The organism is Pseudomonas sp. GT1P32 (assembly GCF_054897805.1).
Map to the genome: position 1 here is coordinate 4,531,445 of NZ_CM142704.1, position 15,936 is coordinate 4,547,380.

The window sequence follows — 15,936 nt, forward strand, 5'->3', positions numbered from 1 at the left end:
AACAGCACGGACATAACAACAAAAAACCGTCAAAGGGGCTTCACTAATGCGTAAACCAGAACTCGCCGCCGCCATCGCGGAAAAAGCAGATCTCACCAAAGAACAGGCCAACCGCGTTCTCAACGCCGTTCTCGAAGAAATCACCGGCGCCCTGCACCGCAAGGACAGCGTGACGCTGGTCGGCTTCGGCACCTTCCTGCAACGCCACCGCGGAGCCCGCACCGGCAAAAACCCGCAAACCGGTGAGCCCGTCAAAATCAAGGCCAGCAACACCGTTGCGTTCAAGCCAGGCAAATCGTTGAAAGACAGCGTTAATCCGTAACACGCACCGACTGCCCGCCTAGCGGGTGAGCGGAACAAAAAATGGGCACGCCAACCAGGTTGGGTGCCCATTTTTTATGGCTGACGACGTGCTCTTTGTAGGAGCCGGCTTGCTGGCGATAGCGGTCTATCAACCAACATCAACGTCGCCTGACACACCGTCATCGCCAGCAAGCTGGCTCCTACAGTCCTACGTACCAGCGAATTCCCCACTTCCCCCGCAGCAATTCAGTGACAAGGGTCTCCCCATCTTTTCAGGTCACAACACTCACTGTAGGAGCCGGCTTGCCGGCGATAGCGTCCTATCAACCAACATCTATGTCGCCTGACACTCCGCCATCGCCAGCAAGCCGGCTCCTACAGGTATGCGTGCGTGACGGATCAACCGCCCCGACTTTGTTGCCTGGCGAAAATCGCCGCCATCTCGGGTTCATCCAGATGATCCAGCGCACGCTCCACCAGCAAATGCACCCCGTCGGCCATACGGCTGAGCGCCAGGGCTACGGAGCGGCGTGAGCCGTCCACATCGTCGGCGAGGTCGGCGGCGATGGCGCTGATGGACAGCAGGTCCTCCGAGGCGTTGGCGAGGAGGGCTTCAGTGTTGATGCCGGGGCAGACGCTGAAGAGCTGGCCGTTGCGTTTCGGTGGTTTGGGTTCGGTTGGCGGGAAGTGATGGTCGAGTGCGCGTTCGGCGGCTTCGTTGAGTTTGTTTGAGTCGGGGCTTTCGTATGGGGAGATTGGGTCGGTTTCTGGCGGGTTGGGAGTTACCTTGAACATGATCTTCAATTCCTTGAGTGATGCCGACACCACTTCGCCGACTAAACGAAGGGGTGGCAGCTGTACGCAGGTTAGTCGGACCGGGGAATTGAAGAAGCCGGCGCACCCGAAGGTGCCCTACGCACAGCCACCATCAAATGCAGGTTGGAAATACCTGCCTGACGGACGCTTGTGCATCTTCAATTACCAGCGAGCGACTAAACCCGATCACTGATGAGCAGTGACACGAACCAAGTTACCGACCGCCCCCAAGGCGCACAAGCCGGCGGATTCTGGCGTAGCCGTAGGCAACGACGCAAGGTGTTGTAGCTTGCAGGACGTAACCTTGAGGTGTTTTAAACAAGCACTTTTGAAGGGTGTTTAACCATCGGAAATGTTGGCACTTCAATAGTCCTCGTATTAAAAATATTGCGATACCGGAAGTTCCATTGTGGAACTTAAGCCTATATTAAATTGCCATCATAATGATGGCACTTTTCCCTCGGGCTGTTGTCGCTGCCTTTCTGTCAAAAAATGACAGCACCTTTCGGAAGCCTCCTACATTTATTGTTTTTTATTCTTGTCATGATTCAAGCCTGCGTCAGCGATTCCATAAGTAGCGATGGCGGATGTTTGGAGGCGGTGGCTCTAGGTCGGGGCTTTCAGCCAGATACATTGGGTGTGTGAATATTAAACGGCTATCAGGGAATCCCTTGCGATATATAAGGAATTCTCCTACGTGAATTAGGGACGCTTCGTCTTATTGTTTAATCGGGTGCTTGCTAGTGGCCATCATCGTGAGTACGATGCGCCCACTTTGAAAGAGCACGATCTCAATTGGATGAGAATTTTCGCAGCTCTTTGATTCTGTCTCGCGCCGTTGGAACTCCAATGAGCGTATGACTGTAATCCAAACTAAAGGCCATGGATGTCCTACTCAAGCAAACTTTCTGCTCATTACCTCGATCTCGCAAAAGCCTCTGTTTCCAAAGAGAATTTCGCGGGCGAGGATGTTCGCTTTTCGAGCGAATATGAGTCACTGGAAAGCGAGCTGGCCAAAGCCTCGTCCATGCACGAAAGCGGTCAGATCGACTGGCTGAAAATCCGTGAAAACAGCGAAAACCTGCTGCGCACCCAGTCCAAGGATTTGCGCGTCGGCGCCTGGCTGACCTGGGCCCTGTACCAGCGCGAATCCTTCCAAGGCCTGCTCGCCGGCCTCGGTTTGCTGCACTACCTGTGCGAAAGCCACTGGGCCGAAGTCCACCCGAACAAGGCACGTACGCGCTCCGCTGCGATCAGTTGGCTGGTGCCGCGTCTTGAGCAGGTGCTGACCGAAAACGTCGCGATCAAAGAGCAGTTGCCGATGTTCCGCCGTCTGGTGGAACACCTGGAAGGCCTCGACGCCGCGTGCACCGAGCACCTGGGTGACGACGCGCCGTTGCTGCTGCCAATCTCCCGCCGCCTGAAAAACATGGTGCAACGCGCCGCCGACAACCAGCCGGAACCCGGCGTGGTCGGTGCTGCCGTGGCTCAGGTCAAACAAGTCGCGACGCAACTGTTGACGCCCGGCGCGCCGATCGACAACGAAAAAGAAGCCCACAAAGCCCTGCGCGCCCAGCAGGAAAGCGCCCGGCCGTTGTGCGCCTGGTGGCTCAAGCAGAAAGCCACCGACCTGCGTGCCTTGCGCCTTAATCGAACGTTGTTGTGGTTGCCCATCGACGCTGTCCCCGAACGTAATGCCGAGCAGATCACCGTGCTACGCGGCTTGCCGGCGGACAAGTTGAAGGTCTACCAGGACCGTTACGACCAGGGAAAATACGCTGACCTGTTGGTGGAACTGGAGGCGAGCCTGGCGAAGGCGCCGTTCTGGTTCGATGGCCAGCGAATCGTCTGGGAATGCCTCCAGGCACTCAACGCAGAAATGGCGATGCGCGAAGTGGAAATCCACTTCGCGCTTTTGGTTCAGCGCCTGCCTGGCATCGTCGAGTTGCGCTTCCATGACGGCGCGCCGTTTGCCGATCCGGCCACTCGCGCCTGGATCAGCGCCAACGTCATGCCGCACCTGCAAAGCGCCAGTGCGCCGCGCAAAGTCGAAGTCGCCGACACCCAGCCCGCCTGGGAACTGGCCCTCGAAGAGGTCCTGCCGATTCTGCGCAAGGACGGCCTCAAGGCCGCCGTGCAAATTCTCAAGCAGGGCCTGCAAAGCGCCAACGGCGGGCGCGTGCGGTTCTTCTGGCAGTTCGCCCTCGCGCGGCTGTGCTTCATGGCCAAAAAGTACGAACTGGCCAAGACCCAACTCGAAACCCTCGACCAAACATTACAGGACTCAGGCCTGCACGCCTGGGAGCCCGATCTTGCGCTGGAAGTGCTGCATTTACTGCATAGCTGCTGCGAGTTGTTGCCGCAGAACCATGCCGTACGTGAACGCAAGGAAGAGATTTATCGCAGGCTGTGCCACCTCGATCTCGAAGTGGTACTCGAATAGGCCCCAGGGCCACAACCGCAAGGAGAAAAGCCATGGCCAAAGAAGGCTCGGTAGCCCCCAAGGAACGCATCAACGTCACGTTCAAACCTGCCACCGGTGGTGCCCAGGAAGAGATCGAACTGCCGTTGAAACTACTGGCAATCGGTGACTACACCCACCGCAAGGACGAACGCAAAGTCGAAGATCGCAAGCCGATCAGCATCGACAAGATGACCTTCGACGAGGTGCTGGCCAAGCAAGAACTGCAGCTGACACTGAGCGTACCGAACCGTCTTCAGGAAGAAAGCGACACTGAAGAACTGGCCGTGAAACTGCGCGTCAACTCGATGAAGGACTTCAACCCGGCCAGCCTGGTCGAGCAAGTGCCTGAGCTGAAAAAACTGATGGAACTGCGCGACGCGCTGGTGGCCCTCAAAGGCCCGCTGGGTAACGCGCCTGCGTTCCGCAAAGCCATCGAAGGCGTTCTCGCCGACGACGAATCCCGCGGTCGCGTACTGGGTGAGCTGGGCCTGAACGCCGCCGCCCAGGACGCCTGAGTCTCTATCAGCCAAGGAAGCCAACATGAGCACGAGTGCAGCGCAGCAAAAGAGTAACGAGAATGGCGAATACAGCATTCTCGACAGCATCATCGCCGAAACCCGCCTGACCCCGGACGACGAAGCCTACGACATCGCCAAGCGCGGTGTGTCGGCCTTCATCGAAGAACTGCTCAAGCCGCAGAACAACGGTGAGCCGGTCAAGAAAGCCATGGTTGACCGCATGATCGCCGAGATCGATGCCAAGCTCAGCCGTCAGATGGACGAAATCCTCCACCACCCTGATTTCCAGTCCCTGGAATCGTCGTGGCGTGGCCTGCAGTTGCTGGTCGACCGCACCAACTTCCGCGAAAACATCAAGATCGAAATCCTCAACGTCTCCAAAGAAGACCTGCTGGACGATTTCGAAGATTCGCCGGAAGTGATGCAGGCTGGCCTGTACAAGCACATCTACACCGCTGAATACGGCCAGTTCGGTGGTCAGCCGGTAGGCGCGATCATCGCTAACTACTTCATGTCCCCAAGTTCGCCGGACGTGAAACTGATGCAGTACGTGTCCAGCGTTGCGTGCATGTCCCACGCGCCGTTCATTGCCGCCGCCGGCCCGAAATTCTTCGGCCTGGAAAGCTTCACCGGCCTGCCGGACCTGAAGGATCTGAAAGATCACTTCGAAGGCCCGCAATTCGCCAAATGGCAGAGCTTCCGCCAGTCGGAAGACTCCCGTTACATTGGCCTGACCGTACCGCGTTTCCTGCTGCGCAACCCGTACGACCCGGAAGAAAACCCGGTCAAATCGTTCGTGTACAAAGAAACCGTCGCCAACAGCCACGAGCACTACCTGTGGGGCAACACCGCCTACGCGTTCGGCACCAAGCTGACCGACAGCTTCGCCAAATTCCGCTGGTGCCCGAACATCATCGGCCCGCAGAGCGGTGGCGCGGTTGAAGACCTGCCGTTGCACCATTTCGAAAGCATGGGCGAAATCGAAACCAAGATCCCTACCGAGGTATTGGTCAGCGACCGTCGTGAATACGAACTGGCCGAGGAAGGCTTCATCTCCCTGACCATGCGCAAAGGCTCCGACAACGCGGCGTTCTTCTCCGCAAGCTCGGTGCAGAAGCCGAAGTTCTTCGGCATCAGCGCAGAAGGCAAGGCGGCAGAGCTGAACTACAAGCTCGGCACCCAACTGCCGTACATGATGATCGTCAACCGCCTGGCTCACTACTTGAAAGTGCTGCAGCGCGAGCAACTCGGTTCGTGGAAAGAGCGCACCGACCTCGAGCTGGAACTGAACAAGTGGATCCGCCAGTACGTGGCCGACCAGGAAAACCCAAGTGCCGAAGTTCGTGGCCGTCGTCCACTGCGCGCTGCCCAGATCATCGTCAGCGATGTCGAAGGCGAGCCTGGCTGGTACCGCGTCAGCCTGAACGTGCGCCCGCACTTCAAGTACATGGGTGCCGATTTCACCCTGTCGCTGGTTGGCAAGCTGGACAAAGAGTAAGCGGAGCTAACTCATGACTGGATACGGCAGCCTTTTCGAACGCCTGGGTGGCGACGCGGACAAACGCGTCGGCTGGAGCCGCGAGGTCTCCGCCATGGCGTCCGTGGCTGCCCATCTGGCCAAGATGCTCAGCACCCGTGCGGGCAGCGTGCAAACGCTGTCCGATTACGGGCTACCCGATCTCAATGACATGCGCCTGAGCCTGCACGACTCCCTGAGTCAGGCCCGCCTGGCCATCGAAAGCTTCATCGAAGCCTACGAACCGCGCCTGAGCAACGTGCGTGTCATCTCCCTGCCGCGTGACAACGATCAGCTTCGCCTGTCCTTCAGCATCGAAGGCCTGCTGGAAGTTGATGGTTTCAAGCGCCAGGTCAGTTTCGCCGCGCGCCTGGATGGCAGCGGTCAAGTCAAGGTCACTTAAGGAGATTCGTATGTCCGGCAAACCAGCAGCACGCGTATCCGACCCCACCGCTTGCCCGCTCCCCGGCCACGGCACTAACCCGATCGCCGCCGGTTCCGGCGACGTCTTCTTCGACGGCCTCGCGGCCGCCCGCCAAGGCGATGCCTCGGCGTGTGGTGGTGCGATGTCGGGAGGGTTGGCGACGACGGTTTTGATTAACGGGAAACCGGCTGCGACGGTGGATTCCGTTGGGACGCATGGCAACAAGGTTACGGCCGGGTCCGGGACGGTGATTATCGGGAATTCGCATTCGCCGGTGCCGTTTGTTCCTCCGTTGCCTGTGATTATCCCCGGAATATTCAATCGTGTTTTTGCCTTTAAAACTGCCAGTGGGAAAACGGTCGAGGGACTGAATTATAAAATAGTTTCCGAAAGTGGAATCGAGAAGTTTGGTACCGCGGTAGCTGGAACGTCTGCCTGTTTCTCTACGGGGCAGAAACCTGAGTCCGTCTCGATTTTTGTGACTTCGGAGTAATATATCTTGGAAACGATTGTTGAAATTGGCGGCGTGCCTTATACCTTTGTTACCGAAGACGGTGCTACCGCGTTAAGGCTTGATGATAAGACGACCGCCAGCAACGATACGGATCTGGGGACTTTGAATCTTCCTGAAGTTTGGTTGGTGACTCGTTCTAATGGAGTACCTCTATTCGCTGTAAAACCAGATATCTGTGATAAGCCTTTTCGGATTCTAAGCGCTGAAAAGTTATACGCTGAGAAGATTCAATGGTTTGAACCATTGGCCGGCTTCTATCGCGAACGCTTATGGGTAAACCCCGAAAGTAATATAGAAGGGTCGGAAGTGTATGGGGCTTATCGACAGCACACATGGCAATCGATTATTGATTTTGCAATCGTGGACAGGCCATCGCTTGTTTACTATAGAAATCTTCCCGGAGATTGGAAAAAACAACCTGAAGGTGGTGCCAAGTATCTTCTTTGTCTCGTTGAAGGGGATCCTTACTGGACAGATGGGCTGGGGCAAATTCCATTTGCAGTGGATACCTTCCGAAAGTATTGGGAGGAAACCCACGAGGTTGATTCCGCGATCAGGAAGACTGGCCAAACCGGCCTGGACTGGGCAGACGGAACGCTCGGCGGCAGCGACGATGGCAGTAAGAATGTCTATGACAACTTCATAATCATCAGGGCCTGTTTGTGGGCTTCTGAGAACTTTGAACTGGTGCTCGAGAAAAGAGCCATGGGCGGACAAAGATTCGGGGTCGGCGGTGCGACAGTCTCAAGTACAGTGTTCAAACCAGCCTCTAATGTAAGGCTCAAGACGTCGATTGACGCAGGCCTGTTGGCGAAATACAAAACATGGGAAGCGTGATTTTGAAAGTTCTCGTTGGTGCCGTTATTTACCTGCTTGTCGGCGTCTTGTATTTCTATGTGCACGATATTGGTGTTGTTTATTACAAGTCGCATGTGGGCTTTACAGACAGGGGGGCTGCAATAGGTGGCACCGCAGAGCTGACATTTTATTTTTTTATTTTTGCCAACCTTATAGTTTTCTTTATGCCAAAGGTCATGTTGAAGTTGCTGGTGGTAGCAGTAATGCTGAGTGTTGTGTTGTTTTATTTCCTGCCAGACAACCCGGTACGAGCATTTGCCTATGGTGGTCTCACTACCAGTATGAGCGTATTGGCGTTTGTGCTGCGTTTGACAATCAACCGATGGCTCTCTCAAAACTCTTACGGAAGAGTTTCGAGATGACACGTCTCTTGCGTCCCCAGCCGTTTGCCCGGACTGTGTCGAAATGATCTGGTTACAGCGATTCCTCATGGCAATGGGTGTGCTCGCCTGCGTGGTGTTGGTGGTGATCGTTTCCTACATGGACTTTTCGAAAGATGAGCCTCGCGTTTTGAGCGAGTACCCGAATGCGAAATGGCGTGGTGGTGCCGATGGTGGCCAGTTCGTAGAAATCAGCAAATCTGAACCGCCCTATTATTTCGTGCAGGTCCGCAATGATGACGGGTCATTGTGGGATCAGGGGTGGCTGAAGTTCGGAGATGAAAACAGCCAGCCATTGACTGCCGACAGTGTGATGTTCTTCGCCGGCGAAGGCGTTATTTACCTTCAGCAAAGCCAGGTCCTGAGCGCCGATAAAGCCTTGGCTGGAGTTGCACATGAATAGCCGTCGCATCATCGGTCTGGCCGTGCATGAGCGCTAAAAGGGACTGCCCCCAGTTTTCTCGTTTTCACTCCCTCGGCTCGAACCCCAAGGATGGCTGTAAATGAACGGTGTTTATTTTTTTGTCTGCTCAGCATTTTGGTTGATGACATTCACCGACCCCAAAAGCCAATGGCCGGTCAACGGTGGATTTTTTGGATTGGACGCAGAGGCGGATGCTCATGTTGGGTTGTTTGTTTTTTGCACCTTTCTTTTTGTTCCTCTGATTGTTGTCGCTTTCTGTTATTTCGTGAAATCGATCGTGATGTCTGCCAAATCAAAAAGCCTACGTGTCGGAATTCCTTCCTTGATGGCTTCGATGTTTGGGGTGGCTGCGCTTTATCGATTCAATCAATGGGTGTTCCGTGAAGTTTTCTAATGGTACGGACCCCATGGAGGAAGGGCAGGGCATTGCGATACCTGACCGCAATCCTGAGTTCCGTCCAATGATCAGGTCGGACATTGAGCGTAATCCACAGGACGTTTTTTTCATGAGATCCACCACCAGGAAGGTACCCCGTGTCCTTTAACCACTACTACCAAAGCGAACTCACCGCACTTCGCCAGTTAGGTCGTCGATTCGCCGAGCGTAGCCCGGCGTTGGCGCCTTTCCTTGGCCAGGCCGGCCGAGATCCAGACGTGGAGCGGTTGCTGGAGGGTTTTGCATTCCTGACCGGCCGCCTGCGTCAGAAGCTCGACGATGAACTGCCGGAGCTCAGCCATTCGCTGATGCACCTGTTGTGGCCGAACTACATGCGGCCGCTGCCGGCGTTCAGCATTTTGCAGTTCGACCCGTTGAAGCGTTCGGGTCCTGCGTTGAGGGTCGAGCGTGACACGCCGATCGAGAGCGTGCCGATTGATGACGTGCGTTGCCGCTTTCGCACCTGCTACCCAACCGAGGTGTTGCCGCTGGATCTGGCCGCGCTGAATTACTCGGTGAAGGGCGACGGTTCGCTGTTGAGCCTGCGTCTTGAGATGAGCGCTGACGGTCACCTCGGTGAGTTGGAACTGAGCCGCCTGCGTCTGCACTTCGCCGGCGAGCGCTACATCAGCCAGATGCTGTACCTGAGCCTGCTGCGCAATCTGGAAGGCATTGAGCTGATCCCGCTGGACGGCGCCGGCAAGCCCATCAACGGCGTCAACGGCACGCCGATGGCGTTCAAGATGCCCGGCGACCGTGTGCAGCCGGTAGGTTTTGCCGAAGAAGAAGCGTTGATCCCGTACCCGCTGAACACTTTCCGTGGCTATCGCTACTTGCAGGAATACTTTGCCTTCCAGGACAAATTCCTCTTCGTTGATATCAACGGTCTGGACCTGCTCAAAGCTCTGCCGGAAGACACGCTGAAGCAGATGCGCGGCCTCGAATTGCGCTTCGACATTCGCAAGAGCGGCATCATGCGCATGCGTCCGACGCTGGATAACGTGAAGCTCTACTGCACGCCCATCGTCAACCTGTTCGAGCACGACGCCTTGCCGATCCGCCTCGACGGCAAGCAGGACGAATACCTGCTGCTGCCCGCCGAATTCGATCTGCAAAACTGCGGCGTGTTCTCGGTGGAAACCGTGACCGGCTGGAAGCCCGGCGGCCTCGGTTATCAGGAGTACGTGCCGTTCGAATCGTTCGAGCACGACCCGAGTTTCGACGTGCCCAACAGCCGTCCGCATTACAGCATTCGCCAGCGTTCCTCCTTGCTGCACGACGGCCTCGACACCTACCTGAGCTTCGGCATCCGCCACACCGAAGCCCACGAAACCCTGTCGATTGAGCTGATGTGCACCAACCAGAACCTGCCGCGCAAACTCAAGCTTGGTGACATCTGCATGGCCTGCGAAGAGACGCCGGAGTTTTTGAGCTTCCGCAACATCACCCCGGCCACATCGAGTTTCGCACCGCCGCTGAACCGCGACTTCCTCTGGAAGTTGATCAGCAACATGTCGCTTAACTATTTGTCGCTGGCCGACGTCAATGCGTTGAAGGTGATTCTCGAAACCTACGACTTGCCGCGCTACTACGACCAACACGCAGAAAAAGTCAGCAAGCGCCTGCTCGGCGGGCTCAAGTCGATCAAGCACCACCACGTCGACCGGTTGCACCGAGGGTTGCCGGTTCGCGGGTTGCGCACCGAGCTGACCATCGACCCGGAAGGGTATATCGGCGAGGGCGACCTGTTCGTTTTCGCTTCGGTTCTCAACGAGTTTTTCGCGCTTTACGCCAGTCTCAATTCGTACCACGAGCTGCGGGTAAAAAGCACACAGGGAGAGGTGTACCAATGGACACCACGTATGGGCCTGCAGCCGCTTCTTTAAGCGGACTGACCCGAGGAATACGCGAGTACTCGCTGTTTCAGGCCGTGCTGCTGGTGATTGACCGGCTGCGCGAGGCCCACCCGCACCTGAGCGAAGACGACCTGTACGACCAGCTGGAATTCCAGGCCAACCCGAGCCTGGGTTTCCCTGGCAGTGACATTGATCGCGTGGAGTTTTTCCAGGAGCACGGGCACATGCGTGCGCGCCTGCGGTTCAACCTGATCGGCCTGGTCGGTTCCGGTTCGCCGCTGCCGGCGTTCTACGGCGAACAGGCGCTGGGCGACAGCGAAGACGGCAACCCGACCCGCAACTTCCTCGACCTGTTTCACCATCGTTTGCAACGGCTGATGCTGCCGATCTGGCGCAAGTACCGCTACCGCGCAAGCTTCCAGAGTGGCGCCCTCGACCCGTTCTCGGCGCAGCTGTTTGCCTTGATCGGCCTCGGCGGTGAAGAGATCCGCAAGGCCCAGGAACTGAACTGGAAACGCCTGCTGCCGTACCTCGGTTTGCTCAGCTTGCGGGCGCACTCGGCGGCGCTGATCGAAGCGGTGCTGCGTTACTACTTCAAGCACGCCGAACTGACCATCGAGCAGTGCATCGAGCGCCGCGTGGAAATTCTCGACGAGCAGCGCAACCGTCTGGGCCGCGCCAACAGCCTGCTCGGCGAAGACCTGGTGCTGGGCGAACACGTGCGCGACCGCAGCGGCAAATTCCGCATTCATATCCGCGAACTCGACTGGCAACGCTTTCACGAATTTCTGCCGATCGGTTTCGGCTACCAGCCGTTGTGCGCGCTGGTGCGGTTCACCCTGCGTGACCCGCTCGACTATGACATTCGCCTGGTGTTGCGCCAGGAAGAAATCCGCGAACTGCGCATCGGTGAGCAGAACGCCTGTCGCCTGGGATGGACCAGTTGGCTGGGCCGCGAAAAAGCGGACGGCGTGGTGACCCTGGGCAGCAAAATTCATTAAGGACAGATGACCAATGATCAACGTAGACCTGCAACAACTTATCCAGGCGCTGGACGCCGAAACCCGTCGTGATCTGGAAAGTTCTGCCGAACGCTGCGTCGCCCGTGGCGGCAGCAAGATCCTCGTCGAAGACTTGCTGCTGGGCCTGCTGGAGCGCCCGCAAGGCCTGCTCGCACGCGCGCTGCAAGACGCCGAAGTGGATGCTGGCGAGCTGAGCGCCGCGCTGCAATCGCGGGTCGAGCACAGCGCCTCGCGCAATCCGGTGTTTGCCCCGGAACTGGTGCAATGGCTGCAAGACGCGTTGCTGGTGGCCAACCTTGAACTGGGCCAGAGCCAGGTCGAGCAAGCCGCGTTGATTCTCGCGCTGCTGCGCAACCCGATGCGCTACGCCGGCAGCCGCTACCAGTCGTTGCTGGCCAAGCTGAACATCGAGCGCCTGAAAGAATTCGCCCTGTCGCAGAAAGAGCAACCGGCCACCGGTAAGCCTGCCGTGCCGGGCGAATCGCTGCTGCAGCGCTTCACCCACAACCTGACCCAACAGGCCCGCGACGGCAAACTCGACCCGGTGCTGTGCCGCGATGGCGCGATCCGGCAGATGGTCGACATCCTTGCCCGTCGCCGCAAAAACAACCCGATTGTGGTCGGCGAAGCTGGCGTCGGTAAAACCGCCATCGTCGAAGGTCTGGCTTCGCGCATTGCCGCCGGTGAAGTGCCGCAAGTGTTGAAAGGCGTCGAGCTACTGTCGCTGGACATGGGCCTGTTGCAGGCCGGCGCCAGCGTCAAAGGTGAATTCGAGCGTCGTCTCAAAGGCGTGATCGACGAAGTCAAAGCCTCGCCGAAGCCGATCATCCTGTTCATCGACGAAGCCCACACGTTGATCGGCGCGGGCGGCAATGCCGGTGGTTCCGATGCGGCCAACCTGCTCAAACCAGCCTTGGCCCGTGGTGAGTTGCGCACCATCGCCGCTACCACCTGGGCGGAGTACAAGAAGTACTTCGAAAAAGACCCGGCCCTGGCCCGTCGTTTCCAGCCGGTGCAACTGCACGAACCGACCGTCAGCGAAGCGGTGACGATCCTCCGTGGTTTGGCTCAGGTTTACGAGAAGAGCCACGGCATCTACCTGCGCGATGACGCGGTGGTTGCAGCGGCTGAGTTGTCCGCCCGTTACCTCGCCGGCCGTCAGCTACCGGACAAGGCCGTCGATGTGCTCGACACCGCGTGCGCGCGCGTTCGCATCAGCCTCGCCGCCGCACCTGAAAGCCTTGAACGTCTGCGTGGCGAACTGGCTGAAGGGGGGCGTCAGCGTCAGGCGCTGCGTCGTGATGCTGAAGCCGGTTTGTTGATTGATCACGAAGCGCTGGATGCTTTGGAAGATCGTCTGGCTGCCGCCGAAGACGAAAGGGTCGCCCTCGAAACGCTGTGGACCGAGCAGAAAGAGCTGGCCGAGCGCCTGTTGGATCTGCGTCAGCAACTGGCCAAGGCTCGCGAGGTTGCTGCCGTCGAGCCGACCGTCACGGTTGAAGAAGACGCCGAAGGCACCGTGATCGAAACCCTCGAAACGGTGAATGACGTCGCGTCCCTCGAAACCGCGCTCAACGAAACTCACAAAGCCCTGACGGATGCGCAGGTCAAAGAACGCCTGGTCAGCTTCGAAGTCTGCCCACGTCTGGTCGCCGAAGTCATCAGCGCCTGGACTGGTGTCCCATTGGCGCAACTGGCCCGCGAGCACAACGCCAAGGTCGCCAGCTTCGCCACCGACCTGCGCACCCGCATCCGTGGCCAGGAACAAGCTGTTCACGCACTGGACCGCTCGATGCGCGCCACCGCTGCCGGCCTGAACAAACCGGACGCACCGGTGGGCGTGTTCCTGCTGGTCGGCCCGAGCGGCGTCGGCAAGACCGAAACCGCGCTGGCCCTCGCCGACTTGCTGTACGGCGGTGATCGTTTCATCACCACCATCAACATGTCCGAGTTCCAGGAGAAGCACACGGTCTCGCGCTTGATCGGTGCACCACCGGGCTACGTCGGCTACGGCGAGGGCGGCATGCTCACCGAAGCCGTGCGCCAGAAGCCGTACTCCGTTGTGTTGCTCGATGAGGTCGAAAAGGCTGACCCGGACGTGCTCAACCTGTTCTATCAAATCTTCGACAAAGGCGTGGCCAACGACGGCGAAGGTCGCGAGATCGATTTCCGCAACACGCTGATCCTGATGACCTCGAACCTGGGCAGCGACCGTATCAGCGACCTCTGCGAAAACGGCGCACGTCCAACCGCCGAAGTGCTCGAAGAAACCATTCGCCCGGTGCTCAGCAAACACTTCAAACCGGCGCTGCTGGCGCGGATGCGCGTGGTGCCTTACTACCCGGTCGGCGGTCCGGTGCTGCGCGAGCTGATCGAAATCAAACTCGGTCGTCTGGGCGAGCGGCTGAACCGTCGTCAACTGGACTTCACCTACTCGCAAGACCTCGTCGATCACCTGGCCGAACGTTGCACCCAAAGCGACAGCGGCGCGCGCCTGATCGACCACTTGCTCGACCTGCACGTACTGCCGCTGGTGGCTGACCGCTTGCTCGACGCGATGGCCACGGGTGAAAGCCTCAAGCGCGTCCACGCGACGCTCGACGGCGGCGCCAGTGTGACCTGCGAGTTCGCCTGAGGTGGGTGTGATGTTCACTCAAGTGCCGCAACCGCTGGTGTATGCCGAAGCGTTGCTGGCGCAATTCGCCAGCCTGTCGCGCGCGGCGGACGGCGCTGCGCTGCTGGGTGACTTCGTGCGCGGCGTGGCGGAACTCAGCGGTTGCGAGCTGACGCAGTTGTACCTGCTGGACGCTACCCACACGTGCCTGGGGATGAACGCCGAGTGCCTCAACGGCATTCTGCAACCGCGCGAATCGGCGAGTCTGCCGGCGGATTACAACGGTGAACAACTGCTGCAATTCGCCCTGTGCCAGAACCGCGTGGTGAGCCTCGGCGAGCTGAGCGGCAGCCTGCACGAAACCAGCTTCCTGCCGCCGCAAGCCACGCCGTGGCAGTCGCTGCTATGCGTGCCGCTGGTCAATCAGCAGAAGGCGGTCGAAGGTTTGCTGCTGTGCGCCAGTCGCCGGCACATCGACTTGCAAGGCTTTGCCGATTCCCTCGGGCAACTGGGTTCGTTTGTGCTCGGCCAACTGCACCTGCTGCAACGTCTGCGTCAGCCGGTGGGTGATGCACGGCCATTGAAAGCCAGCGTCCCGAGTGCCAGTGGTTACGGTTTGATCGGCAAGAGCAAGGCCATGCGCGAAACCTATTCGCTGATCAGCAAAGTCCTGCACAGCCCGTACACCGTGCTGCTGCGCGGCGAGACCGGCACCGGCAAGGAAGTGGTCGCACGCGCCATTCACGACTGCGGCCCGCGCCGTTCCCAGGCGTTCATCGTGCAGAACTGCGCGGCGTTCCCCGAGAACCTGCTGGAAAGCGAACTGTTCGGCTACCGCAAAGGCGCCTTCACTGGCGCGGATCGCGACCGCGCCGGGCTGTTCGACGCGGCCAATGGCGGCACTTTGTTGCTCGATGAAATCGGCGACATGCCGCTGTCGCTGCAAGCCAAGTTGCTGCGTGTGTTGCAGGAGGGCGAGATCCGCCCGCTGGGTTCCAACGACACCCACAAGATCGACGTGCGCATCATCGCCGCGACGCACCGGGATTTGTCGGTGCTGGTGAGCGAAGGCAAATTCCGCGAGGACTTGTACTACCGCCTCGCGCAATTCCCGATTGAACTGCCGGCCCTGCGTCAACGTGAAGGCGACATCCTAGACCTGGCCCGGCACTTCGCCGACAAGGCCTGCTCGTTCTTGCAACGCGATGCGGTGCGTTGGTCCGACGCGGCGCTGGATCACCTGTCCGGTTATGCGTTCCCCGGCAACGTGCGCGAACTCAAAGGCCTGGTCGAGCGCGCGGTGTTGCTGTGCGAGGGCGGCGAGTTGCTGGCCGAGCATTTCTCCCTGCGCATGGAAGCCGTGCCGGAAGACAACAGCCTGAACCTGCGCGAACGCCTGGAGCAGGTCGAACGCAGCCTGCTGCTCGATTGTCTGCGCAAAAACGACGGCAACCAGACCCTCGCCGCCCGCGAACTCGGCCTGCCGCGACGCACGCTGCTGTACCGCCTCGGGCGTCTGAACATCAATCTCGGTGACTTCGATGGTTAGGCAAATGACCGTCGATTTCACCTCATTCGCTTCTGATAGCGCCGCCCGAACGGGCCGGCGCTTTGTGCTTTGTCTACCCCTGGAGACCCTCTGATGTCTGTTCGTCACTGGCAAGCCGTCCTGCTGGCCCTCGTCGTTCTATGCGGCCTTGGCGGCTGCAGCGGCAATTACAAATTCAACGACAACACCTATCGCCCATTGGGTGATCCGCAGGCGGTCAATCGCGGCAAGTGACCGCAAGG

Annotated in this window: 16 protein-coding genes; 15 read left to right on the plus strand and 1 reads right to left on the minus strand. The window is 58.6% G+C overall.

Annotated features, from left to right (window positions below; genetic code table 11):
- Positions 1-46 precede the first annotated feature (46 nt).
- Positions 47-322 carry an HU family DNA-binding protein gene (locus tag ACYZUC_RS20705; protein ID WP_003213368.1) on the plus strand — a complete coding sequence of 92 codons (276 nt, stop codon included), beginning with the start codon at positions 47-49 and terminating at the stop codon, positions 320-322.
- A gap of 380 nt (positions 323-702) precedes the next feature.
- On the opposite strand, the gene ACYZUC_RS20710 is transcribed toward ACYZUC_RS20705, so the two are convergent.
- Positions 703-1,098: a DUF6124 family protein gene (locus tag ACYZUC_RS20710; protein ID WP_461990060.1), complete on the minus strand. Its 396-nt coding sequence runs from the start codon at positions 1,096-1,098 to the stop codon at positions 703-705.
- Between the two features lie 907 nt (positions 1,099-2,005).
- Between ACYZUC_RS20710 and tssA the strand changes: the two genes are divergently transcribed.
- The 14 genes from tssA to ACYZUC_RS20780 all read left to right on the plus strand — a co-directional run bounded on the left by tssA (position 2,006) and on the right by ACYZUC_RS20780 (position 15,928).
- The gene (gene tssA / locus ACYZUC_RS20715) at positions 2,006-3,562 is read left to right on the plus strand and encodes a type VI secretion system protein TssA (RefSeq protein ID WP_461990062.1); all 1,557 of its coding nucleotides are present in this window, start codon (positions 2,006-2,008) and stop codon (positions 3,560-3,562) included.
- A gap of 32 nt (positions 3,563-3,594) precedes the next feature.
- Positions 3,595-4,098 carry a type VI secretion system contractile sheath small subunit gene (tssB, locus tag ACYZUC_RS20720; RefSeq protein WP_223415127.1) on the plus strand — a complete coding sequence of 168 codons (504 nt, stop codon included), beginning with the start codon at positions 3,595-3,597 and terminating at the stop codon, positions 4,096-4,098.
- Positions 4,099-4,123: 25 nt separating this feature from the next.
- The gene (gene tssC, locus ACYZUC_RS20725; protein ID WP_008030678.1) at positions 4,124-5,599 is read left to right on the plus strand and encodes a type VI secretion system contractile sheath large subunit; all 1,476 of its coding nucleotides are present in this window, start codon (positions 4,124-4,126) and stop codon (positions 5,597-5,599) included.
- Positions 5,600-5,612: 13 nt separating this feature from the next.
- Entirely contained in the window at positions 5,613-6,020 is a 408-nt protein-coding gene (gene tssE / locus ACYZUC_RS20730) for a type VI secretion system baseplate subunit TssE (protein ID WP_008038101.1), read from the plus strand.
- 10 nt (positions 6,021-6,030) lie between these two features.
- Complete coding sequence (locus ACYZUC_RS20735) at positions 6,031-6,534, plus strand: PAAR domain-containing protein (RefSeq protein WP_461990065.1); 504 nt, start codon at positions 6,031-6,033, stop codon at positions 6,532-6,534.
- A gap of 6 nt (positions 6,535-6,540) precedes the next feature.
- Entirely contained in the window at positions 6,541-7,392 is an 852-nt protein-coding gene (locus ACYZUC_RS20740) for a hypothetical protein (protein WP_461990067.1), read from the plus strand.
- Positions 7,389-7,775: a hypothetical protein gene (locus ACYZUC_RS20745; protein WP_461996737.1), complete on the plus strand. Its 387-nt coding sequence runs from the start codon at positions 7,389-7,391 to the stop codon at positions 7,773-7,775. Before ACYZUC_RS20740 ends, ACYZUC_RS20745 begins: the two co-directional genes overlap by 4 nt.
- A gap of 43 nt (positions 7,776-7,818) precedes the next feature.
- Positions 7,819-8,196 carry a hypothetical protein gene (locus ACYZUC_RS20750; protein WP_461990068.1) on the plus strand — a complete coding sequence of 126 codons (378 nt, stop codon included), beginning with the start codon at positions 7,819-7,821 and terminating at the stop codon, positions 8,194-8,196.
- Between the two features lie 100 nt (positions 8,197-8,296).
- Entirely contained in the window at positions 8,297-8,611 is a 315-nt protein-coding gene (locus ACYZUC_RS20755; protein ID WP_461990070.1) for a hypothetical protein, read from the plus strand.
- Between the two features lie 140 nt (positions 8,612-8,751).
- On the plus strand, positions 8,752-10,539 hold the full coding sequence (gene tssF, locus ACYZUC_RS20760) for a type VI secretion system baseplate subunit TssF (RefSeq protein ID WP_008038098.1): 1,788 nt from the start codon (positions 8,752-8,754) through the stop codon (positions 10,537-10,539).
- Entirely contained in the window at positions 10,503-11,510 is a 1,008-nt protein-coding gene (tssG, locus tag ACYZUC_RS20765) for a type VI secretion system baseplate subunit TssG (RefSeq protein WP_461990072.1), read from the plus strand. Before tssF ends, tssG begins: the two co-directional genes overlap by 37 nt.
- Before the next feature lie 13 nt (positions 11,511-11,523).
- The gene (gene tssH, locus ACYZUC_RS20770) at positions 11,524-14,166 is read left to right on the plus strand and encodes a type VI secretion system ATPase TssH (RefSeq protein ID WP_461990074.1); all 2,643 of its coding nucleotides are present in this window, start codon (positions 11,524-11,526) and stop codon (positions 14,164-14,166) included.
- A gap of 10 nt (positions 14,167-14,176) precedes the next feature.
- Positions 14,177-15,694, plus strand: a complete 1,518-nt coding sequence (locus ACYZUC_RS20775; protein ID WP_192228188.1) for a sigma-54 interaction domain-containing protein — start codon at positions 14,177-14,179, stop codon at positions 15,692-15,694.
- Between the two features lie 93 nt (positions 15,695-15,787).
- The gene (locus ACYZUC_RS20780; protein WP_461990076.1) at positions 15,788-15,928 is read left to right on the plus strand and encodes a type VI secretion protein; all 141 of its coding nucleotides are present in this window, start codon (positions 15,788-15,790) and stop codon (positions 15,926-15,928) included.
- The last annotated feature ends 8 nt before the right edge of the window (positions 15,929-15,936 follow it).